Source organism: Vibrio sp. 10N.222.52.C12 (assembly GCF_041474215.1).
GTDB lineage: Bacteria > Pseudomonadota > Gammaproteobacteria > Enterobacterales > Vibrionaceae > Vibrio > Vibrio crassostreae_C.
In genome coordinates this window covers 31,805-52,574 of the sequence record NZ_JBFRTR010000098.1, presented here as the reverse complement: position 1 = coordinate 52,574, position 20,770 = coordinate 31,805, and the positions used below count along the sequence as shown (strand labels likewise).

Here is a 20,770-nt window from a genome sequence, read left to right as displayed (position 1 = left end):
TCTGCTGTTATCTAAAATCTACTATTTAATAGTCGTTGAAACTGGACAGTGGTCGCTGAGTTTGTAGTCCAGAACATCTTGTGTTTCAAATACCTTCTGCTTTGCAGGAGAAGCATTTAGCGACTCACTCACCACAATATGATCAATAACAGAGCGGAACTGATGTGTGCGATAATTGTTGCGGTTAGAGCGTACCTTACAATCTGCACGGGTCTTTCGTGTCGCTAACTGCGCATCAGTATATTGTGATAACTCTTTCCACATCCAATCTCGTGAGTAAGCGAGGTTATGGTTAAAGTCGCCAAGAATGGCGTAGTCTTCGTTATTGCGCTCTCTTTGCTTTATCCACTTGTTCAGTTGCTGAGCTTGCTCTTTTAAACGAGAGCAATCGCGGTTGGACTTATACGCTCCGCTACAACCTGCCTTTAAATGCACAGACAACATGTGAATGGGTTTAAAGTTTGTTTCTACAACGATATAGCTGGCAAACCTAAGTTTACTGTTGGATGTGGTTTCAAGCGGAAAGTCAGCGTAGTCGGTGAGGGCTACTCCTTTACGAACTGCAAATCCCGTGTATTGGTTCACTTCTTTAAATTGGCGGTTGCTGTTCTTAGATAGCGCCCGGTCAGACATCAATATCTTGTATTGATCACCAGCCACACGCTGAATGGCATTTACGTTATCGACTTCTTGAAACGCAACCACGTCTGCGTCTAAGGATTGAAAATAAGTTGCGAGTTTGTCGAAATCAGCTTGATCACGTTTGTCAGAAAACTTATTCACAGCCTCGTTGGTTGATAACCATTCGATATTCCAACTGGATATGGTCAAAGGTTCAGCAAATGTCTGGCTACTGAGTAAGCAGCCTAACATTATCCAGTTTTCAAGTCGTTTCATGCCAAATATCCCTAATTTTGTCTGCCAATATTGATGAGCCGTTATCCTACAACACTTACCAAAAATTCAACTCTTTTTAGGAGTTTTTTTATTGTTACATTGTTTCTTTTCGACTTGAGAACTAGCGTAATAATATTGAATTGATCTTAGTCAGCGTTCTCTTTTTATTGATCCAAATCAATACTCAAAGTTGGTGGTTCTCGTTAAATACGCCACAATATCTAGTGTTAGTTAAACGATAAATCGCTCTATATAGTGTGTTTGTGGATAAGTCTGTGAATACCTCAAGAGTAAGGAGAAGTGGTGAAATCAATCGTAATCAAGCGTGATGGCTCAAGAGCTCCATTCAGTAGAGATCGCATCCAAGCTGCAGTGGAAGCAGCATCAGACAAAGCCGATAAGGAAATTGCTATTTATGCACTGAATGTGGCATTAGCAGTTGAGTTGAAGCTCGAAGACTACGATGAAGTTCATATCTCTGAAATTCAAACCATGGTCGAGAACGAGCTAATGCAGGGACCATACAAGTCTCTGGCTCGTGCCTACATTGAATATCGTCATGACCGCGACATCGCCCGTGAGAAGCAAAGCGCTTTAACTCGTGAGATCGAAGGTTTGATCGAAGAAAGCAACGTTGATCTAATCAATGAAAACGCGAACAAAGATGGCAAAGTAATCCCAACTCAGCGTGACCTGCTGGCGGGTATCGTGGCTAAACACTATGCGAAAACTCACATTTTGCCACGTGATATCGTACATGCTCACGAATGTGGTGATATTCACTACCACGATCTAGACTACGCACCGTTCTTCCCAATGTTTAACTGCATGCTTATCGATCTGAAAGGCATGTTAACGCATGGCTTCAAGATGGGTAACGCGGAAATCGACACACCTAAGTCTATTTCTACGGCGACAGCGGTAACCGCGCAGATCATCGCGCAAGTGGCGAGTCACATCTACGGCGGCACAACGATTAACCGCATCGATGAGGTTCTTGAACCTTACGTTATGGCGAGCTACGAGAAGCACTTATCGCTAGCGAAAGAGTGGGACATTCATAGCCCAGAAGCTTTTGCTATCTCTCGCACAGAGAAAGAGTGTTACGACGCGTTCCAATCTCTGGAGTACGAAGTAAACACGCTGCACACCGCTAATGGTCAAACACCATTCGTGACGTTTGGTTTTGGTTTAGGTGAAAGCTGGGGCTCGAAATTGATTCAGCAATCAATCTTGAAAAACCGCATTGCAGGTTTGGGTAAGAACCGTAAAACAGCCGTGTTCCCTAAACTGGTATTTGCGATCAAAGATGGTTTGAACCACCAGAAGCAAGATCCAAACTACGACATCAAGCAATTAGCGCTAGAGTGTGCGTCTAAGCGTATGTACCCAGACATTCTTAACTACGACAAAGTAGTAGAAGTGACAGGGTCATTTAAAACTCCTATGGGTTGTCGTAGCTTCTTGAATACTTACGAAGAAAATGGTGAGTTGATTCACGAAGGCCGTAACAACTTAGGTGTTGTTAGCTTGAACTTGCCACGTATTGCGATTAACGCAAAACAAGATATGGCTAAGTTCTACGAACTGCTTGATGATAAACTCAAGCTGGCTCGTCGTGCATTAGAAACTCGTATTTCTCGTCTAGAAAACGTGAAAGCACGTGTTGCTCCAATCCTATACATGGAAGGTGCATGTGGCGTTCGCTTGAAAGCAGACGACTCTATCGCTGATATCTTTAAGAACGGCCGTGCTTCTGTTTCTCTTGGTTACATTGGTATCCACGAAGCAATGACTGCGCTTTACGGTACTGACGTTCACCTGTACGACGATGGCGAAATGCGTGCTAAAGCGCTTGAGCTGGTGGAGTACATGAAGCGTGAAGTGGAATCTTGGACGAAAGAGACAGGTTACGCATTCAGCCTATACGGCACACCAAGTGAAAACCTATGTAGCCGTTTCTGCAGCATCGACACCAAAGAATTTGGTGTGATTGATGGTGTGACAGACCGTGGTTACTACACCAACAGCTTCCACTTAGATGTGCAGAAGACAGTGAACCCATACGACAAGATCGATTTCGAGATGCCTTATCCTGAAATTTCTAGCGGTGGTTTTATCTGTTACGGCGAATTCCCGAACATGCAGAAGAACATCGAAGCACTAGAAAACGTATGGGATTACAGCTACACACGTGTTCCTTACTACGGCACTAACACACCGATTGATGAGTGTTACGAATGTGGTTACAACGGTGAGTTCGACTGTACAAGTAAGGGCTTTACGTGTCCTAAATGTGGCAACCATGACTCAACCAAAGTATCGGTGACGCGCCGTGTTTGTGGTTACCTTGGTAGCCCAGATGCACGACCATTTAACTTCGGTAAGCAAGAAGAAGTTAAACGCCGCGTGAAGCATCTTTAGTAAGCTCTAAGATTATTAGCTAGCTTACTTAGAAGAGCTACGTTTCAAGAAATATGTTTGGTATCGGCGCTATGTCGATACCAATTCATTTGTTTCAACTCTCGCTACTTTTCGAGTTAAACCATTAAGCCATCACGAGTTTTCAATACTGCCTTATGAATTATCACCAATATCACCCAATCGACGTTGTAAATGGCCCTGGAACACGCTGCACTTTGTTTGTGTCGGGTTGTGTACACCAGTGTCGCGGGTGTTATAACCAATCAACGCAAAGGTTGGACTCCGGGCATTTGTTTACTCAAGAGCTGCAAGACCACATTATCGCTGATCTCAATGATCCACGAATCAAGCGTCGTGGCTTGTCGCTTTCAGGTGGTGATCCTCTTCATCCTGCAAATGTATCTGAAGTGCTTAAGCTTGTTCAGCGTGTAAAAGCAGAATGTGAAGGCAAAGACATCTGGATGTGGACGGGCTACGAGCTCGACGAACTCGACGAAAAGCAGAGGCAAGTACTTGAATATGTAGATACTTTGATTGATGGTCGTTTTGAGCAAGATAAAGCGGATCCAATGTTGGATTGGCGTGGTAGTTCAAACCAAATCATCCATCGATTTACTGATATATAACTGCTGTCGTGACTTTGCACACTCGTAAACGAAAAAGGGCTTCATCGTTAGCGCAATGCTACAAATCAGCCCTTGGGTGTGAGTTCTTTGAATCTATCGCCTGTTTATATAGGAATGTGCTCAGGCTCGTCGATTAGATTGTTGATCCATTTCTTAGAGTGAATTCGCTGGCTAGTTAAAGCGATCTTCGCTAACTCCTCCAGTAACACAATCATCAAAACCCATTCTAGCGGCCAACCCAACACCAGCGCAGTAAAGTAAGCAAGGGGAATACCGATTGCCCATTGGCCAAACAGGTCGATGAAGATACTGTAGTTGATGTCTCCACCACTTTTCAGCACGCCACCAATACCAACCATATTGAAGACTCTTAGTATCATGCCGAGTGCCATGACTAAGGTGACGTTAACGGCTGTCTCTTTGAGCTCTAAGTGAGTAAGGCCGATCATGTATACGATCGCGGGTTTAGCAAACCAACACACCAAGGCTAATATAGCCGCAAGCCCACAGCTGACCAATACATAACCCCATGCGGTGTTCTCAACACGTTGATAGTTCTTCGCGCCGATCTCGTTGCCTAGAATGATCGAAGCGGCGACCGCAAACCCCATGAACGCCGAGATCAAGATACTTTCTACTGGCGATAACAGCGAAATGATCGCAAGCTCTCCAACACCCATTTGCCCAACTATCACGTTATAAATAAGAATCCCGCCCGCCCATGCTGTGTCATGAACCAACATAGGTATTGCTATCGTGAAGTACTTCTTTCTATGCTTCGGTAATATCGCTTCTCGCCAATTACTTAATGTCGGGAATAGATGCGCGTAGTGTTTCTTCGCCATGATAAGCAGCGCTATCGTCTGAAAGAATCGAGACACCGTGGTGCCAATAGCCGCACCAACTACGCCCAGTTCTGGAAATCCAAACAAACCAAAGATCAGCAATGCATTGAGAATCGCATTAACGATGATTGCCCAAATACTGATCTTGGTGGGTAGCTTGGCTTCGCCGACCGATCGCAGTGCGCTTTCTAAGGGCACTACGATCGCGGTACCAAAAAGGCTGGCTCCTGTTATCCAAAGGTAATCCGTTGCCAAGCGGACGTAATCAGGGTCTGAGGCCACCACAGACACGACTGATTCAGGAGCCAATGTATAAATCAACACAAAGGGGATGATGGTAAAGACAGACAATGCCCATGACTGTGCTAATGTGCGTCTAATTCCGTTGAAATCTCCCGCACCGAAATATTGCGAAGCTAGCACACTGACAGCGCCGCTAATCCCGGATACCATGATCAAGTTGAAGAAAAATATGCGGTTACCCACACCAACCGCCGCAGTTGCAGAGTCACCCAGTTGGTTAACCATAAAAATATCGACCACGCCGAGTAATGAAAACAACATGGTTTGTAGCGATACAGGCAAACCGATGTGTAAAAGCTTTTGCCAAAAATCTTTGTCTAGATGACGATATGTCGAGCGCATCGCATTTCCCCTGTGGTTAATATGCGAGAAGTTTATCGGCATTTGTTTAGGCTGTATTGTTCAGGTTCATCACAAACTTTTGCCAAACTATCTATTTTCAAAAGCTGTCTATTTGTCAAAACGATCTGTTTTCAAAATCATCTATTCCAAAACTATCGAATGACTAAAGTGGCGATTTAATTGCAGGCAAACCTAATGAGCGACCAGTGAAATGAGTGAGAGACACGAACGGTACGAGATCTCTGATCAGACACACCAAGAGTTTGTCGATCAAAGCCATGTATTGGCATTCGAAGAATTGGGTATCGTTCAGTGTGGGACGGCGTCGTGCCGAGATTTCTTTTCGGTACATCGGAAGAACCCCCAGAAACACATGCTGCTATACACGGTTAGGGGCAAAGGGTGGTTAGAAAGTGGGGCGTGTCGCTATATTCTAGAGCCGGGGTCGTGCATTACTGTGCCTGCAGGCGTTGAGAATGGCTTTGGGATTGAAGAAGAAACATGGCAGATAGCGTGGATCTTTCTATCGCCTGATAAGCATTGGGATAATGTCGTCAATGATGAAGTGAGTTATACGCTCTCTCCTGCAGCCGAAGTCGTCTCGTCTTGTATTCATACCTTGCTGAGAAGTATTGCCTTGCCCATTGATTTAGGCGGAGCGATTGCCATTCACAGCGTAGCGCAAATAGAATTCATGATTAATGCTCCCGTCCCGCAGCAACAATCTCGAAATTTGATTCGCTTGAGACGTGTGTTCGACAGTGTTCAAAAGCAGCTTCATAAAGAGTGGAATGTGCATGAGCTAGCAAACCTATTTCCTTGTTCAGAGCCGCACTTCCATCGTTTGTGCCAACGTTATTACTCTCATAGCCCGATGACTCATATTATGCGTATGAGAATGGAATACGCTGCTCGTTTGTTGAAATCGAGTGATTGGTCGATTCAACATATTGGCGAGATCGTGGGGTACCCGAATGCAGCGAACTTTAGTACTCGATTTAAAGCTTGGTCGGGCATGACACCAAGGCAATTCAAACAAGGCATTTAGCTGAGAATCAACAAGGTACTTCTTAAACAAGCTACTGCTCTTTTGATAAAGCACTAAAAGTGTTCGAAATTTACGCTGTTTTGTGACGTAAAATGACCAATCTCTGTTTACTTATTCTAACTAAGCGCTTCTATTAAAAAATGTTTCTGATTTGTCTACGATAATGTTAACGTGAAATCCATTACTTGAATTTCAAAGGGTTGTGACTTTCATGTTTTCACATCTACCAAAACCAACTTTAGATCCAATTTTATCTCTTTCTGTCGCTTACCGTGGCGACCCTCGTACTGACAAAGTCGATTTAGGTATTGGCGTTTACAAAAACGATCAAGGCGAAACTCCGATCATGAAAGCCGTTTCTATGGCTCAAGATATCGTTGTTGAAACGCAGAAAACCAAAGCTTACGTTGGCCTAGCAGGCTGTGAAGAGTTCAACCAGAGCATGGTTGATCTGCTGCTTAAAGGGACTTCTGCAATGGATCGCGTTGCTGCGATTCAAACACCGGGTGCAAGTGGTGCACTTCGCATGTTGGGTGACTTAATGAAAGTTTCTCAACCAGACACCACGGTTTGGATTTCAAACCCAAGCTACGTTAACCACAAACCGGTGATGGAAGCGGCAGGCTTAAAAGTTCGATATTACAATTACTTCAGTCCTGAAACGAAGCAAGTTGATACTGCAAGAATGTTGGATGACCTTTCAAAAGCGGGTCCATCAGATGTGGTACTACTGCACGGTTGCTGTCATAACCCAACGGGTGCGGATATCGACTTTGAGGCGTGGCAGGAAATTACCAAACTATCGCAGAAAAATGGCTTCTTGCCGTTCGTTGATATTGCTTACCAAGGCTTTGGTGATGGCTTAGAAGAAGACGCAAAAGGTCTTCAACACATGGCTAACAACGTCGAAGAGATGTTGATTACGACATCTTGCTCGAAGAACTTCGGTTTATACCGTGAAAGAACGGGTGCCGCTATCGTGATTGGCAAAAACAGCGAACACGTTGGCAATGCTAAAGGTAAGCTTCTAACGCTTGCTCGTTCAACTTACACAATGCCGCCAGATCATGGTGCAGCTTTGGTTAAAACAATTCTTCAGAATCAAGAGCTAACCTCGATTTGGAAGCAAGAATTGAGTGAAATGCAGCAACGTTTGTTAAATCTGCGCCAAAGTTTATGTGATGAATTGCGAAATACTTATAACACGTCACAATTTGACTTCATTGAAAGCCATAAAGGCATGTTTAGTGTACTAGGCTTTAAAGAAACTCAAATGAATCAATTACGTGAAGAATATGGAGTCTATGGTGTTGGTGATGGACGCATCAATATCGCAGGCCTTTCCGAATCTCATATTCCTTATGTAGCAAAAGCGATAGCAAACGTTTCAAAATAGAAGGTGACTGAATGTATAATTGGAAAGCGATTGTAGTTTTAATGCTAAGTGGTGGCCTGTTTGCTTGTTCGGCTACAACTCAAGCTCCTGTTGAGCCAGAGCAAAAGCCTCAAATCGAACAACCTGTTGTGGATGACTCTTCAAAAACTGACGCAACAGAAGGCGAGAAAGTAACGGAACCTACTGAGAAGCCTGAAGAAGTAAAACCAACTGAGCCGGAAGTAAAACCTGCACCTGTTGAAAAACCAGTAGAGAAGGTTAGAAAAACAAGTGATGGCAAACTGATTCTTGGTGAAGAAGAGTGGGTGTTTGTTCCTGGTTTAAAAGAAGCGTTTAAAGCACGTGTCGATACCGGTGCAACAACCTCTTCAATCAGTGCAGTTGATATTGTTGATTTTGAACGTGACGGCAAAGACTGGGTTAAGTTCAAGATTGAACACGACGGAATTACAACTGAAGAGATCAGCTTACCAGTAGAACGCTGGGTTAAGATCAAGCAATCAAGCGCAGAAGGCACACAACGACGCGCTGTGGTTGTAGCTTCGATTCAAATTGGCGATCTAAAAGACAAAACTGAATTTACGCTAGCCGACCGAACGCATCTTTCTTTCCCACTTCTGTTGGGTAGAAGCTTCTTTAGAGATGTTGCGGTTGTCGACGTGAGCAAAAAATACGTTCAGAAGAAAATTACTAAATAACAAGTTCTGCTCGTCATCAAAGCTTTTCGTTTGAAGAGCTATAGTTTCAAAGGTGACGAGCTTAAAAGACTTTTAGTGTTGATAAATGAAATCCCTACCAGTTCTGCTGGTGGGGATTTTTTTATTTACACCCCATAACGTATGAAAAGCATCTAAATGGTCTATGTTTACTATTCGTTTACTGTTTAGCCTCGACAACGTGATCGAGATCTCTATATAATCCGCGCTTCGATTTTTGTTTAATCCATACTTTCGTACTTCTTATTTAGGTTCTTGAAATAGCCTAATAATTATCTGTCAGTACACGCTTAGGAATTAGTTCTTTGATATCTACCGCGAACATCACAATGCAATTTGGCGCAGAGCCGCTGTTTGAAAACATCTCTGCTAAATTTGGTAACGGCAACCGTTATGGTTTGATCGGCGCTAATGGTTGCGGCAAATCAACGTTCATGAAAATCCTAAGTGGCGCATTAACGCCAAGCTCGGGCAACGTTTCTATCACTCCAGGAGAAAAACTGGGTGTGCTAAGCCAAGATCAGTTCGCTTTTGAACAGTACAGCGTTATCGACGTTGTGATCATGGGCGACAGAAAACTTTGGGAAGTAAAACAAGAACGTGACCGCATTTACTCTTTGCCAGAAATGAGCGAAGACGACGGCATGAAAGTCGCAGAACTTGAAAGTGAATTCGCGGAAATGGATGGCTACACAGCAGAAAGCCGTGCTGGCGACATCCTAATTCAAGCGGGTATTGAAGAAGAGTTCCATTTCGGCTTGATGCAGCAAGTAGCTCCAGGTTGGAAACTGCGTGTGCTATTGGCACAAGCTCTGTTTGCAAACCCAGATATCCTGCTTCTTGATGAACCAACCAACAACTTGGACATTCACACGATCAACTGGCTTGCTGAAGAGCTAAACCAGCGTAAATGTACAATGATCATCATTTCGCACGATAGACACTTCCTGAACTCTGTGTGTACACACATGGCAGACATCGACTACGGTGAGCTACGTGTCTACCCTGGTAACTACGAGTACTTCCTAGAAGCATCTGGCTTGATTCGTGAACAGCTTTTAGCAAGCAACGCTAAGAAAGCGGCTGAAATCAGCGAGCTTCAAGATTTCGTAAACCGTTTTGGTGCTAACGCATCTAAAGCAAAACAAGCAAGCTCTCGTGCCAAGAAAATGGATAAGATCACGCTTGATGAAGTGAAATCATCGAGCCGTATGAGCCCATCTATTGATTTTGGCGAAGGTAAGAAACTACACCGTCAAGCGCTTGAACTTCAAGACCTTGGTCACGGCTTCGATGGCGAAACATTGTTTGCCGGTGGTAACTTGCTGCTTGAAGCGGGTACTCGTCTTGCGGTTATCGGTGAGAACGGTGTAGGTAAAACCACGCTGCTACGTTGCCTAGTTCAAGAGCTAGAGCAAAACGAAGGTATCGTAAAATGGTCTGAAAACGCATCTGTAGGCTACTGCCCACAAGATAGTACGTCTGACTTTGATAACGACCTGAGCATCTTCGATTGGATCTCACAATGGCGCACAGTGAAGCACGATGACCTTATGGTACGTGGCATTCTAGGTCGCCTATTGTTTACTGCTGACGATGCGAACAAAAAAGCGCGTAACTGTTCTGGTGGTGAGAAGAACCGTCTGTTATTCGGCAAGCTAATGATGCAAGACATCAACGTGCTTGTAATGGACGAACCAACCAACCACATGGACATGGAAGCAATCCAAGCCCTGAACGACGCGTTGAAGGTTTACACTGGCACGCTTATCTTCGTAAGCCATGACCGAGAGTTCGTTTCTTCATTAGCAACACACATCATCGATGTAAAAGATCAACAGCTAGTGAGCTTCCAAGGTACTTATGAAGAGTACTTAGATCACCAGAAAAAGATGCTGATGGTTAGCTTATAAAGCAAGTCGCTGGCTCAGGTCGTGAACGACTAAAAGCCAGCGAAACTAACAAACAAAAAAGCCCCGAACATTAATATGTTCGGGGCTTTTCTATGTAATACGTTTAGCTATTTATTACTCAGTAATTGAAATCTAGATTAGAATCCGAATCGAGCCGACATTAAGATTTGGTGGCCATATGTGCCGTTATTGCGCATATCAAGACCAACAGACAGTTGATCAGTTGAATGGAAACGAGCACCGATACCCAAAATTGAACGAGTGTCATCGTTGTCGATCAGTTGACCAAGGCGTGCGTTAACTTCAACGTTTGCCATTAACCAAGCTCTCAAGCCAAGGTTAATTTCTGTTTTGATGTGGTTATCGTCATTCCGTTCAATGTTGTGCAGTAACATTTGGCCAGTAACGTCAGCAAATTGACTGATTGGGCCGTTGAATCCCATACCTACCGCTGCATCCCAATCACTTTCAAATTCTGAATCGATACGAGCAACAAAATGAGAGTTCTGAGTGAACATTGTTGTGACTTCACCACCGAAAGTACTTGGGCTAGTACCCATGCGCAGCTCGAATGTGTTGTAGTTAAAGTTGTTTGCAGACGCAGAGAATGAACACAGTGCAGCGAGTCCTAAAAGGACAGTCTTATTCGTGCAACTTAGCATGGTGACTCCATATAAATTGTATTTTGCGGCAGTATAATACAAAAAAGCCTGCAATATGCAGGCCAATTATTTGAAGTCGGTATTTTTATATTAATCGCTTATAGAACCTGGATGTGGTCCACTTCGATTTCAGGTGTCTTACCACCTTCATATTCACCGAAGATACGAACTTTTGTATCAGCGGTCAGTGGTTGTGCTAGGCGGATATCATCATCAAGTTCGATTTGAATTTCACTCTGGCCATCAGAGAAGACAAACGTGTCATTCTTAAGTTGACGAACGATCTTGCCATCCACAATTGCTTCTTGCTCTGCGAACATGCTTGTGTCGGCAAGTAGTGTCGCAACAGAAACGGTTTCAATTGGGCCAGTATAAGCAATAGCGCTTTCGTGCTTGCTGTTGACATTATTATTGCTGTTGTGGTCACTAGCCATTGCGAAAGTAGGAGCAAGGATAATAGTAGATGCGATAGCTAATACAGTTTTTTTCATGGTGAATCCCTTAATGTTGTTTTTAGTAGAAACGTTTTTCTGAATTTGAAACGTTTCTTTTCGTTAGTACGTTTTTTGTTGAAGCGCCTGTTATCGTTCACAAGCTTCGTTTCGATGGAGCTATTAAACAACACTGGGGTTGAATCCAGAGTGAGTAACACATTCATTTTCCATTCATTTTATTGAGCATCTACTCGGCAATGACGTTAAGATGGTCGCAGAGAAATATTGCCCACAGCTATAAATTGAAAATTAAGAAATTAAGGATTTAAGTACAAATGCGAGCACCATTAAGTGCCCTTATGGTTCAAGGGACAACGTCAGATGCCGGAAAAAGTGTTTTGGTGGCAGGTTTATGCCGTGTTTTGGCAAGGAAAGGAATCAAAGTGGCACCTTTTAAGCCACAAAACATGGCGTTGAACAGTGCTGTGACAAAAGATGGTGGCGAAATTGGCCGTGCTCAAGCGGTTCAGGCGCAAGCTTGTAATATAGAGCCAACCGTTCACATGAACCCTGTATTGCTAAAGCCCAACTCAGATACCGGCGCGCAAGTGATTTTGCAAGGCCGAGCGCTGAGCAACATGGAAGCGACGGGTTATCATGATTACAAGAAAGTGGCGATGGATACAGTTATCGATTCGTTTGACCGACTTTCTGAAGAATATGAAAGCGTGATGATTGAAGGTGCGGGGAGCCCAGCCGAAATCAATCTTCGTGAAAATGATATCGCTAACATGGGATTTGCTGAGAAAGCGGACATCCCTGTGCTCATCGTTGCTGATATTGACCGTGGTGGCGTTTTTGCGCATCTCTACGGGACATTAGCTCTATTGTCTGAATCTGAACAAGCTCGTGTAAAAGGCTTTGTGATAAATCGTTTTAGAGGCGATATCGCACTGCTTCAATCTGGCCTAGATTGGCTAGAGGAAAAAACCGGCAAGCCAGTCATTGGTGTTTTGCCATATCTGCATGGTTTTAACTTAGAAGCGGAAGATGCCATTACCTCTGCTCAAGAGTCTGACGGAGAAGCTAAGCTTAAGGTGGCGGTGCCAGTGCTAACCCGAATCAGCAACCATACAGACTTTGACGCGTTAAGATTGAATCCTTCGATTGATTTACGTTATGTCGGTAAAGGCGAACGTGTAAACAATGCTGATTTAATTATCTTGCCGGGTACAAAGTCGGTAAGAGCAGATTTGGATTACCTAAAAGAACAAGGCTGGGATAAAGATATTCAACGCCACCTGCGCTTAGGCGGCAAAGTGATGGGTATCTGCGGTGGCTACCAAATGTTAGGTAACATCATCCACGATCCTGATGGCGTTGAAGGGGAACCCGGCAGCAGCGAAGGGTTAGGGTATCTGGATACTGAAACGACCCTTACACAGCAGAAAACCTTAACCAACGTACGCGGCACCATGACGCTGGATGGCAAAACAGCACAAGTAAAAGGTTATGAAATCCACGTAGGTAGGACTGATGTCAAAGAAACAGCCTTACCGGTTCAGTTAGAATCTGGCAGCCTAGATGGCGCTGTGAATCAAGATAACTCGATTTTTGGTACTTACTTGCATGGCGTATTCGACAACAGTGATGCGTTGTCGCTTATTTGCGAATGGGCAGGAGCCAACGATGTGACCGCGATTGACCACGAACAGCTTAAAGAGCTGGGTATTAATCGAATCGCTGATGCCATCGAAGAGTACTTAAATCTTGATCTGCTTTGGCCAGAGTTAACAGCTTAAGCCGCCATTTAGAAGTTAGCTAAAGAACTTAAACGAACAATAGATAAGTGATAACAATGAAAAAGCGAGTCTTCCTTTTAACCATGGCTTTAACTTCGGCATTGAGTTCTAGTCATCTTTTTGCTGCGGAAAAGCTACGAGTTTACGCTGCATCGTCGATGACCAATGCGGTTAATCTGTTGGTTGAAGAGTTTGAGAAAGACCATTCTGTCGATGTGATTCCTGTGTACGCGAGTACGTCGTCTTTGGTGCGACAAATCGAAAGAGGAGCACCAGCAGACATTTTTATCTCGGCAAATGAGAAATGGATGACGCATTTAGTCGATCGTAAATTGGTTTATAGTGACAATGTCACAAACCTATGTGAAAACGAACTGGTGCTGATTGCTCCTAAAGAGACATCGGTAACGTTAGACCTATCAAAAGGTGAACAATGGGCTAAACTGCTTACTAATGAAAGGCTCGCAGTGGGTAACACCATGTCGGTTCCTGCTGGTATCTATGCAAAAGAAGCGTTAGAAACGTTAGGTGTATGGGACGATGTGAAAACTCGATTGGCACCAAGTAACAATGTTCGTATGGCCTTAGCCTTAGTCGAGCGCAGTGAAGCTAAGCTTGGCATTGTCTACAAAACGGATGCGTTGCTTTCTAAAGAAGTAAACCTAGTGTCGACCTTCCCATCAGATCTGCACACACCAATACGTTACCCTGTAGCGAAGTTGAGTGATAAAGTTGTGGCAGAAGAGTTCTATCCTTTCCTAAAGAGCGAAAAAGCGAAAGACACCTTGAACAGTTTTGGATTTGAAGTGCGTTAAATGATGTATTTATCGGAATACGAATACCAAGCCTTAATGCTGAGCTTAAAAGTCGCTGGGTTTGCAATCTTATGGCTTATCCCTATCGGTATTGGCTTAGCATGGCTACTTGCTAAGAAACAATTTGTAGGTAAGAGCATTGTTGAGAGTATTGTCCATTTACCTTTGGTACTTCCACCTGTAGTTATTGGCTATTTACTGCTAGTGATGATGGGCAGGCAAGGTATCATAGGTTCGTGGCTCAATGACGTGTTTGGTATTGTATTCAGCTTTAGCTGGAAGGGCGCGGCACTCGCTTGTGTGGTTGTGGCGTTGCCGCTGATGGTTCGCTCTATTAGATTGAGCCTAGAAACCGTAGACAGTAAGCTTGAAGAGGCGGCTGCTACATTAGGCGCTTCACCTCTTCGTGTGTTTTTCACGATCACTTTACCCTTGATGATCCCAGGGGTCATTACCGGCACCATGCTTTCATTCGCAAGAAGCCTAGGGGAGTTTGGCGCGACCATCAGCTTCGTTTCAAATATTCCCGGTGAAACTCAAACCATTCCTTTGGCTATGTATACCTTTATTGAAACCCCTGGCGCTGAAATGGAAGCCGCGCGTTTGTGTGTCATTTCTATTGTGATAGCGCTGGGTTCATTGATGCTATCTGAGTGGCTCAACAAAAAGTCAGCACAACGCTTGGGAGGCAATGCATGAGTGCTTTGATCCTCCAATATCAACAACAACTTGGTGAAACGTTCTTTGATATCGACTTGGAATTACCAAGTAGCGGCATTACGGCAATTTTTGGTCGTTCTGGCGCGGGTAAAACCTCACTTATCAATGCAATCAGTGGCCTTAAACAGCCCGATAAAGGTCTGATCAGCGTATCTGGAACCACACTGTTCGATAGTGAAAATGGCATTAATTTGCCGACTCACAAACGCAACGTCGGTTATGTGTTTCAAGAGTCGCGATTGTTTCCACATATGAAGGTGGCAGCGAACCTTAAATACGGTATGAAAAGCGTCGATCAAGCGCACTTTGAGCAAATAGTCTCGCTGTTGTCTTTGGGTTCATTGCTTGACCGATACCCAGCTCGTTTGTCTGGCGGTGAGAAGCAACGTGTGGCGATTGGCCGCGCTTTGTTATCAAAGCCGAGCATTTTGTTGATGGATGAGCCTTTAGCGTCTCTCGACTTGCCTCGTAAGCGCGAAGTGATGCCATTTCTGGAAAACTTATCCGAAACCGTCCAAATACCGATCATCTATGTCACCCATAGCCTCAATGAAATTTTACGCTTGGCAAATCACCTTGTGATTATTGACCAAGGCAAAGTGATTTCGTCGGGTGTGACGGAAGAGGTTTGGGCATCGAGAGCCATGCAACCTTGGCAATCTTTCTCAGAGCAAAGCTCGTTGTTTGAAGCGACATTAGCGGAACACAATGACGATTATGCGCTGTCTCGCCTGATGCTAGGAAAGTCGACGTCGTTATGGGTTCAGAAAGTATCGAGTGAGCTTGGTACGACAGTGAGGCTGCAAGTTAGGGCAAATGATGTCTCTATCACGCTAGAACGGCCGAAAGGGACTTCTATACGTAACATCCTTCCTGTCACCATTAAAAGCGTAGAGACGCACCAACAAGGCACAAATAAGCAGAGTGTCGAGGTCGAGCTAGAGTTAGAGTCTGGGTGCTACCTATGGGCAACCATTACATTGTGGGCGCTGGATGAGTTAAATCTAGAAATCGGGCAGCGTGTTTACGCTCAAATTAAAGGTGTGAGTGTCGCTCAAAGAGATATCGCGGTAACGCATTAAACCTGACAAGGTCAGTTTTTCGATATTGCCGCGATACTGCCTGTTATAGGTTCTGAAAATTCGGTCTTGATTCCATGAATGGATACATGCGTCATTTTTATACGGTATAACTGCCAGTTTTGCGCCACACTATATGAGTGTTAAAGCATATGATTTGTCGAATCATATGAACATTAGCAACAAGAACATACAGACGTAACGATCGACGAACAGAAAATAGCGGATATAAAAAAGCCGCGTGTTTAAAGAAACATGCGGCTTAATTCTAAGTAGTACTGTTAGCGCTTAGCCTAGTTTAGGCGACTAGAGACTTACTTAGTAAAAACTTCTTTGAAATCACGCTTCAAGATTGCATCACGACGAGCTTTCTTGATTTGTTTAACCATGTCTTTTACACAGTTGTGTAGAACTTGGTCTAGCAGTTGAGCACGGTACTCTTCTTTTTCTTCGTCAGACATGTCTTCTGGAAGTTTAAGAGTAGGGAACTCTTCCATCACGTTAACACCAGCGAAAGCTTGGCTAACTGAGATTAGAGCGTGGAACTGCTCGAAGTTGTCTAAAACATTTTGTGCGCTTGCTGGAAGACTATCCCAAGCTTCGCGTACTGCTTCTTCAGACACTTCGTGAATAGAAGTAACCATAAAGTGCATCTCTTTTGGTACGCCATCAAATTCGATAACTTGACGAAGTTCTGGTGAGATGGTGGTTAAATCGATTTCTTGTTGTTCGTTGTTTGTAGCGTCTGACATAGTATTTCTCTTTAAAAAGAAACAATGCTAAAAAGATCTGTAAAAAAGTCAATCTAATATAGAGATTAGGGCATGATTTAAGCCCAAATTTGAGCTACTTTGAATATTCAACACTAGATAAAGGTGATGTGATGATAGAAAAGGGATCTTCAATGCGCATATTGCTGGTTGATGACGTTCAACTAGACAGGATGCAACTTGCTATCCGACTCAAGCAACTGGGTCATATTGTAGAAGCTGTCGGTAGCGGAAAAGAAGCCCTGAGTGTTTATTCTGATTTTGATCCTGAACTCGTGTTACTTGATATCAGCATGCCTGATATGGATGGTTTTGAAGTGGCGAATGAGGTTCGAAGCCGATTCCCAGAATGGGTTCCCATCATCTTTCTTAGTGGTCACGAAGAACCTGAGATGATCGCAAAAGCGATTGACGCTGGTGGCGATGATTACCTGATCAAGCCAGTAAACAAGGTTGTTTTGAATTCTAAGCTGATTGCGATGCAACGTATCGCGCACATGAGACGAGAGCTAAAACAAAGCACAGCCAAACTCGAAGAACTGAACATCCTTCTGCAGCAACAAGCCAACGAAGATGGCCTGACCAAATTGTATAACCGTCGATATATGGATACTAAGCTTGAAGAGAGCATAGCGTGGCACGGAAGACGTAATATATCCATGACAGTCATACTTCTAGATGTAGACTTCTTTAAGCCTTACAACGATAATTATGGTCATATTCAAGGGGATAAGTGCTTACAAGGGCTTGCTAATACCTTGAAACAGCTGTTTGTTCGTGCGGGAGAATTTGTAGGTCGTTATGGCGGTGAAGAGTTTGTTCTGATTCTTAGCGATACAGACAGTGAAGGCGCTAAGGTACACGCGACTCGAGTTAAAGAGGCATTGCATGAGATGAACTACGCTCATGAACACTCAACGGTATCGGATAGAGTGACAGCGTCACAAGGTGTGTTGTCATTTGTGCCAGAAGGTGGCGAATCTATTGCGTCTATTTACGAAAAGGTCGATCAAGCGCTTTATCAAGCGAAGCAAAGTGGTAGAAATACCTTTGTACAACGTAACATTTTGGAGCTTGCGCGTTAGTTGGCGAGCTCTTTTAGATATTTGAATTTATACTTCTAATAGCGTTTGAGCTAGGAAGTGCTTTAAGTGATAAAAGAAATGCCACATTCGAAGTCATTTTCTATGACTAACACATCTTGGACGCTTGCGGTTCCTCTATTTTTTACCGCTTTGGCGACCACTGTTAATGCCAATACGCTATCTGATCTTTTTCGAAAGGATCTAGAGCAGAGCTTTGCCACCAGTGTATTGCTCAACGACACCGATGTTTTCACTTTTGGTATCAATAACTTTGACCCCAATAAAGTGTTTAGTTTGGACAATGAAGACATCGGTTCGAATGATTCGGTAAGTCGTCGCCAAAACATCACCTCCCTGAGTTTGCCTTACACATTTGAATTACCAAGTTACATCGAAGACAACCATCAAGAGGTGACGCTACGCTTGTCTGCATTGCGAATCGAGAACGATGTCGAGTACGCGGCAGCAAACAGAAACGATTTTCAAAAAGAGTCGGTAGTGTCTGGCTACGTCGAATTCGCGAATGTGTCCCAGCTAGACGAATATTGGAGCTTCAGCTCTGCAATCGGTAACCACATCTCTTACTACCGCAATGATTATGAATATCGCGCTTCGTTGCTAAAGCCTATTCAAGACCAACTGGATGGCGTATATCTCAATACTGATGCTTGGGCTTACATCATCGAGCCTAAAATCAAGCTGATGTACGAAGATAAGAATGACTGGGGAAAGTATAAATTGAGCACCAGTTGGCATTACTTTAATGGCATCGGCTGGGGCGAGGCGAATAATGGCAATGTCGGTCATCCTGAAGGGTGGTATATCGCCAATGAAGCCAAGGTTTTCTATGATCTCGTGCGTTGGGATAAGAACATCACTTCGATGTACTCGAGTATAAGACGAATTGATATTGGTGGTGACACCGTGGCATCTATGGGCACCACATCTTACTACGAGGGCAGTGTTGGTTGGTTGCTTAACCCAAACCTGTTTAATGAGTGGGTCGATAACGTGGGAATAGGTTTTACGATTAACTACGGAAGTAGCTTAAAAGGTGGCAGCTTGGTTATATTCTTCAACCAAGATTAAGCTCTTTTTTCCAGTTAAGCCCATACGGCCTCAAATCAATGAGGCTCGTTGAACTTGGAAGTGATAGTTATTGAAGCAGATCGCTATTAATGGCTTAAGCTATTTAGATCTCTAGCACTCAATATCTTTCGCTATCAACTATTGTTAACGGTCAATACACAGTTTGTTTCGACCGGTTTCTTTCGCTTTATACAGCGCTTGGTCAGCAAGCTTCAACACCTCTTCAGGATGTCTGGTGGTTGTACTATCAGACAATCCAATACTCACCGTCACATTCACCACTTCCGATGGTTTGCCTTTCTTGCCACGCTTTTTCATACCCACTTCATGATCGTCGGGGCGTTCATGACTATTACGAATCGTCATGTCGTAGTTTTGAACCTCGGAAATCAGAGCTTGAAGGTGCTCTTTAACTTGTTCCGAATGTTTGCCTTTGAAGATAATCGTGAACTCTTCACCACCATAGCGATAAGCTTTAGCGCCGCCTGTGGTTTCTCTCAGAATGCGTGCCACCAGTTTTAACACATCGTCCCCAATGTCATGTCCGTAGGTGTCGTTGAATTGCTTAAAGTGATCGATATCGACCATCGCCATCGAATACTTACGCCCCAAGTGCTTCATATCGACTTCTAAGGCGTGTCGACCTGGAATGTTAGTCAGTTGGTCATTAAAGGCCATATCATGACTAGCAGACATCACATAGACGATGATCAACGTGCCTGACAGCGAGAACATGGTGCTCGAGATGTACTGAATATCGAAGAAGATGAACGTACAAGAAGAAAGCAGGATAGCGCTATAAACCACAACATCGATAGAGCGGTTATACACCAACACGAGAATGGCAGTAAGGCCAAGTAAGCAAAGGCTATACAACACCAAAACAAAAGGCAGTTTGGAGAAGTCTCTGACAATAAACAAAAGACCTTCACTCCATGATTCAAAACCGCCGGCATGGAAGTGAGAGACGATCAATTGCGCCCACACCATAAACAGAATAAGAACGACGGCGTAGAGCAGCATCGACTTTGAGTTTACGCCGTTATCAGGGAAGGCATAAACAAGTAAGCAAGTGACCGGTACTAATGCCGCAAGTAACGAGAGCTCTAATAGCGTTGTGCCAGTATTGAGAGGCGTTTGTAAGCGAAACTGGATGATTAGATAAGCGACGAGCATGGTCACCGATACCATCGCCATTCGACCTTGTCTGAATGTGTGGCATAGCAGGACCGCAACGCTCAATAAAATGTAAGGGAGGTTGCTAGCAAACCCCAAATTTGAGTCCGTCACGAGAATGACGTTGTCCATACCAACGAGCAAAATTGTTAACAGGACTAAAGGGAAGCAAAATCGAAACATGCTCGACGTTACAAAAGATGATGCCATTTATGTGGTGAGCCTAACTATATTGATGATCTTATTATTTAATACTATGCGTAGGATACGGTTAAACAAGCGATTGCCAAGCTTTTTACCTAAATTAGAGCAAAAACATAGTCATAGGTCGCTATTGGTGCAATCATTTTTATATGTATTTTGAGTTGCTATTAACCTTAGAACGAACTACACAGTATATATGAGAAATTAATTAGTCGTTATAGATACTTAACAAAATCTGCTCTGCTGCTCTTACGTTGGCGCTGTCACTTAAAGGGCTTGATGATCAGTTATCATTGAGTGACCTTTTCATTAAGCGACGAAGATCTGTAATGAAGTCAGAGTAAGATTAAATAATACCTAAGTTTCAACTATGGACAGTAAAACCTATAACTGAGTTATAGAAAGCTATTAGGAATTGCATGGT

Annotated in this window: 18 protein-coding genes; 12 read left to right on the top strand and 6 right to left on the bottom strand. The window is 43.8% G+C overall.

Annotated elements, in window-relative coordinates:
* Positions 1–21: 21 nt before the first annotated feature.
* The gene (locus AB4623_RS17775; protein WP_372147075.1) at positions 22–897 is read right to left on the bottom strand and encodes an endonuclease/exonuclease/phosphatase family protein; all 876 of its coding nucleotides are present in this window, start codon (positions 895–897) and stop codon (positions 22–24) included.
* Between the two features lie 303 nt (positions 898–1,200).
* On the opposite strand from AB4623_RS17775, the gene nrdD reads away from it, so the two are divergent.
* A complete protein-coding gene (gene nrdD, locus AB4623_RS17770; protein ID WP_102394372.1) occupies positions 1,201–3,321 on the top strand; it encodes an anaerobic ribonucleoside-triphosphate reductase in 2,121 nt (706 codons plus the stop codon).
* 155 nt (positions 3,322–3,476) lie between these two features.
* On the top strand, positions 3,477–3,947 hold the full coding sequence (gene nrdG, locus AB4623_RS17765; RefSeq protein WP_017069098.1) for an anaerobic ribonucleoside-triphosphate reductase-activating protein: 471 nt from the start codon (positions 3,477–3,479) through the stop codon (positions 3,945–3,947).
* 104 nt (positions 3,948–4,051) lie between these two features.
* Here the strand turns inward: nrdG and AB4623_RS17760 are convergent, their stop codons facing one another.
* Positions 4,052–5,479 (bottom strand): MATE family efflux transporter, encoded by a 1,428-nt coding sequence (locus tag AB4623_RS17760; protein ID WP_137001490.1) that lies wholly within the window; start codon positions 5,477–5,479, stop codon positions 4,052–4,054.
* Positions 5,480–5,648: 169 nt separating this feature from the next.
* On the opposite strand from AB4623_RS17760, the gene AB4623_RS17755 reads away from it, so the two are divergent.
* The 4 genes from AB4623_RS17755 to AB4623_RS17740 all read left to right on the top strand — a co-directional run bounded on the left by AB4623_RS17755 (position 5,649) and on the right by AB4623_RS17740 (position 10,510).
* On the top strand, positions 5,649–6,485 hold the full coding sequence (locus AB4623_RS17755) for an AraC family transcriptional regulator (protein WP_372147073.1): 837 nt from the start codon (positions 5,649–5,651) through the stop codon (positions 6,483–6,485).
* A gap of 211 nt (positions 6,486–6,696) precedes the next feature.
* A complete protein-coding gene (locus AB4623_RS17750; RefSeq protein WP_372147071.1) occupies positions 6,697–7,881 on the top strand; it encodes an amino acid aminotransferase in 1,185 nt (394 codons plus the stop codon).
* An 11-nt stretch (positions 7,882–7,892) separates the two neighbouring features.
* Positions 7,893–8,579 (top strand): ATP-dependent zinc protease, encoded by a 687-nt coding sequence (locus tag AB4623_RS17745; RefSeq protein ID WP_017069095.1) that lies wholly within the window; start codon positions 7,893–7,895, stop codon positions 8,577–8,579.
* A 323-nt stretch (positions 8,580–8,902) separates the two neighbouring features.
* Positions 8,903–10,510 carry an ABC-F family ATPase gene (locus tag AB4623_RS17740; RefSeq protein WP_080582218.1) on the top strand — a complete coding sequence of 536 codons (1,608 nt, stop codon included), beginning with the start codon at positions 8,903–8,905 and terminating at the stop codon, positions 10,508–10,510.
* A 137-nt stretch (positions 10,511–10,647) separates the two neighbouring features.
* Here AB4623_RS17740 and AB4623_RS17735 read toward each other — a convergent pair whose 3' ends face one another.
* Complete coding sequence (locus AB4623_RS17735) at positions 10,648–11,172, bottom strand: hypothetical protein (protein ID WP_017069094.1); 525 nt, start codon at positions 11,170–11,172, stop codon at positions 10,648–10,650.
* Between the two features lie 98 nt (positions 11,173–11,270).
* On the bottom strand, positions 11,271–11,663 hold the full coding sequence (locus tag AB4623_RS17730) for a YgiW/YdeI family stress tolerance OB fold protein (RefSeq protein ID WP_017064574.1): 393 nt from the start codon (positions 11,661–11,663) through the stop codon (positions 11,271–11,273).
* Positions 11,664–11,941: 278 nt separating this feature from the next.
* On the opposite strand from AB4623_RS17730, the gene AB4623_RS17725 reads away from it, so the two are divergent.
* The 4 genes from AB4623_RS17725 to modC are packed head-to-tail and all read left to right on the top strand — an operon-like array spanning position 11,942 to position 16,025.
* A complete protein-coding gene (locus AB4623_RS17725; protein ID WP_171733216.1) occupies positions 11,942–13,408 on the top strand; it encodes a cobyric acid synthase in 1,467 nt (488 codons plus the stop codon).
* Positions 13,409–13,464: 56 nt separating this feature from the next.
* Positions 13,465–14,223: a molybdate ABC transporter substrate-binding protein gene (modA, locus tag AB4623_RS17720; protein ID WP_372147069.1), complete on the top strand. Its 759-nt coding sequence runs from the start codon at positions 13,465–13,467 to the stop codon at positions 14,221–14,223.
* The gene (gene modB / locus AB4623_RS17715) at positions 14,224–14,922 is read left to right on the top strand and encodes a molybdate ABC transporter permease subunit (RefSeq protein WP_017060110.1); all 699 of its coding nucleotides are present in this window, start codon (positions 14,224–14,226) and stop codon (positions 14,920–14,922) included.
* A complete protein-coding gene (gene modC, locus AB4623_RS17710) occupies positions 14,919–16,025 on the top strand; it encodes a molybdenum ABC transporter ATP-binding protein ModC (RefSeq protein ID WP_017060109.1) in 1,107 nt (368 codons plus the stop codon). Before modB ends, modC begins: the two co-directional genes overlap by 4 nt.
* 311 nt (positions 16,026–16,336) lie before the next feature.
* Here the strand turns inward: modC and AB4623_RS17705 are convergent, their stop codons facing one another.
* Positions 16,337–16,774 (bottom strand): DUF3069 domain-containing protein, encoded by a 438-nt coding sequence (locus AB4623_RS17705; RefSeq protein ID WP_017060108.1) that lies wholly within the window; start codon positions 16,772–16,774, stop codon positions 16,337–16,339.
* 131 nt (positions 16,775–16,905) lie between these two features.
* Here AB4623_RS17705 and AB4623_RS17700 point away from each other — a divergent pair, with 131 nt between their 5' ends.
* Together AB4623_RS17700 and AB4623_RS17695 are read left to right on the top strand one after the other, a co-directional pair.
* Positions 16,906–17,877, top strand: a complete 972-nt coding sequence (locus tag AB4623_RS17700; RefSeq protein ID WP_170791831.1) for a diguanylate cyclase — start codon at positions 16,906–16,908, stop codon at positions 17,875–17,877.
* A gap of 78 nt (positions 17,878–17,955) precedes the next feature.
* Positions 17,956–18,966, top strand: a complete 1,011-nt coding sequence (locus AB4623_RS17695) for a Solitary outer membrane autotransporter beta-barrel domain (RefSeq protein WP_029235232.1) — start codon at positions 17,956–17,958, stop codon at positions 18,964–18,966.
* Positions 18,967–19,110: 144 nt separating this feature from the next.
* Here AB4623_RS17695 and AB4623_RS17690 read toward each other — a convergent pair whose 3' ends face one another.
* Positions 19,111–20,352 carry a GGDEF domain-containing protein gene (locus AB4623_RS17690; RefSeq protein WP_372147067.1) on the bottom strand — a complete coding sequence of 414 codons (1,242 nt, stop codon included), beginning with the start codon at positions 20,350–20,352 and terminating at the stop codon, positions 19,111–19,113.
* Between the last annotated feature and the right edge of the window lie 418 nt (positions 20,353–20,770).

Excerpts from the sequence above, each read along its gene's own strand:
- AB4623_RS17775 (WP_372147075.1), bottom strand. The coding sequence starts at position 897 with ATGAAACGACTTGAAAACTGGATAATGTTAGGCTGCTTACTCAGTAGC.
- nrdG (WP_017069098.1), top strand. The coding sequence starts at position 3,477 with ATGAATTATCACCAATATCACCCAATCGACGTTGTAAATGGCCCTGGA.
- AB4623_RS17760 (WP_137001490.1), bottom strand. The coding sequence starts at position 5,479 with ATGCCGATAAACTTCTCGCATATTAACCACAGGGGAAATGCGATGCGC.
- AB4623_RS17755 (WP_372147073.1), top strand. The coding sequence starts at position 5,649 with ATGAGTGAGAGACACGAACGGTACGAGATCTCTGATCAGACACACCAA.
- AB4623_RS17750 (WP_372147071.1), top strand. The coding sequence starts at position 6,697 with ATGTTTTCACATCTACCAAAACCAACTTTAGATCCAATTTTATCTCTT.
- AB4623_RS17745 (WP_017069095.1), top strand. The coding sequence starts at position 7,893 with ATGTATAATTGGAAAGCGATTGTAGTTTTAATGCTAAGTGGTGGCCTG.
- AB4623_RS17735 (WP_017069094.1), bottom strand. The coding sequence starts at position 11,172 with ATGCTAAGTTGCACGAATAAGACTGTCCTTTTAGGACTCGCTGCACTG.
- AB4623_RS17730 (WP_017064574.1), bottom strand. The coding sequence starts at position 11,663 with ATGAAAAAAACTGTATTAGCTATCGCATCTACTATTATCCTTGCTCCT.
- AB4623_RS17725 (WP_171733216.1), top strand. The coding sequence starts at position 11,942 with ATGCGAGCACCATTAAGTGCCCTTATGGTTCAAGGGACAACGTCAGAT.
- modA (WP_372147069.1), top strand. The coding sequence starts at position 13,465 with ATGAAAAAGCGAGTCTTCCTTTTAACCATGGCTTTAACTTCGGCATTG.
- modB (WP_017060110.1), top strand. The coding sequence starts at position 14,224 with ATGATGTATTTATCGGAATACGAATACCAAGCCTTAATGCTGAGCTTA.
- modC (WP_017060109.1), top strand. The coding sequence starts at position 14,919 with ATGAGTGCTTTGATCCTCCAATATCAACAACAACTTGGTGAAACGTTC.
- AB4623_RS17705 (WP_017060108.1), bottom strand. The coding sequence starts at position 16,774 with ATGTCAGACGCTACAAACAACGAACAACAAGAAATCGATTTAACCACC.
- AB4623_RS17700 (WP_170791831.1), top strand. The coding sequence starts at position 16,906 with ATGATAGAAAAGGGATCTTCAATGCGCATATTGCTGGTTGATGACGTT.
- AB4623_RS17695 (WP_029235232.1), top strand. The coding sequence starts at position 17,956 with ATGCCACATTCGAAGTCATTTTCTATGACTAACACATCTTGGACGCTT.
- AB4623_RS17690 (WP_372147067.1), bottom strand. The coding sequence starts at position 20,352 with ATGGCATCATCTTTTGTAACGTCGAGCATGTTTCGATTTTGCTTCCCT.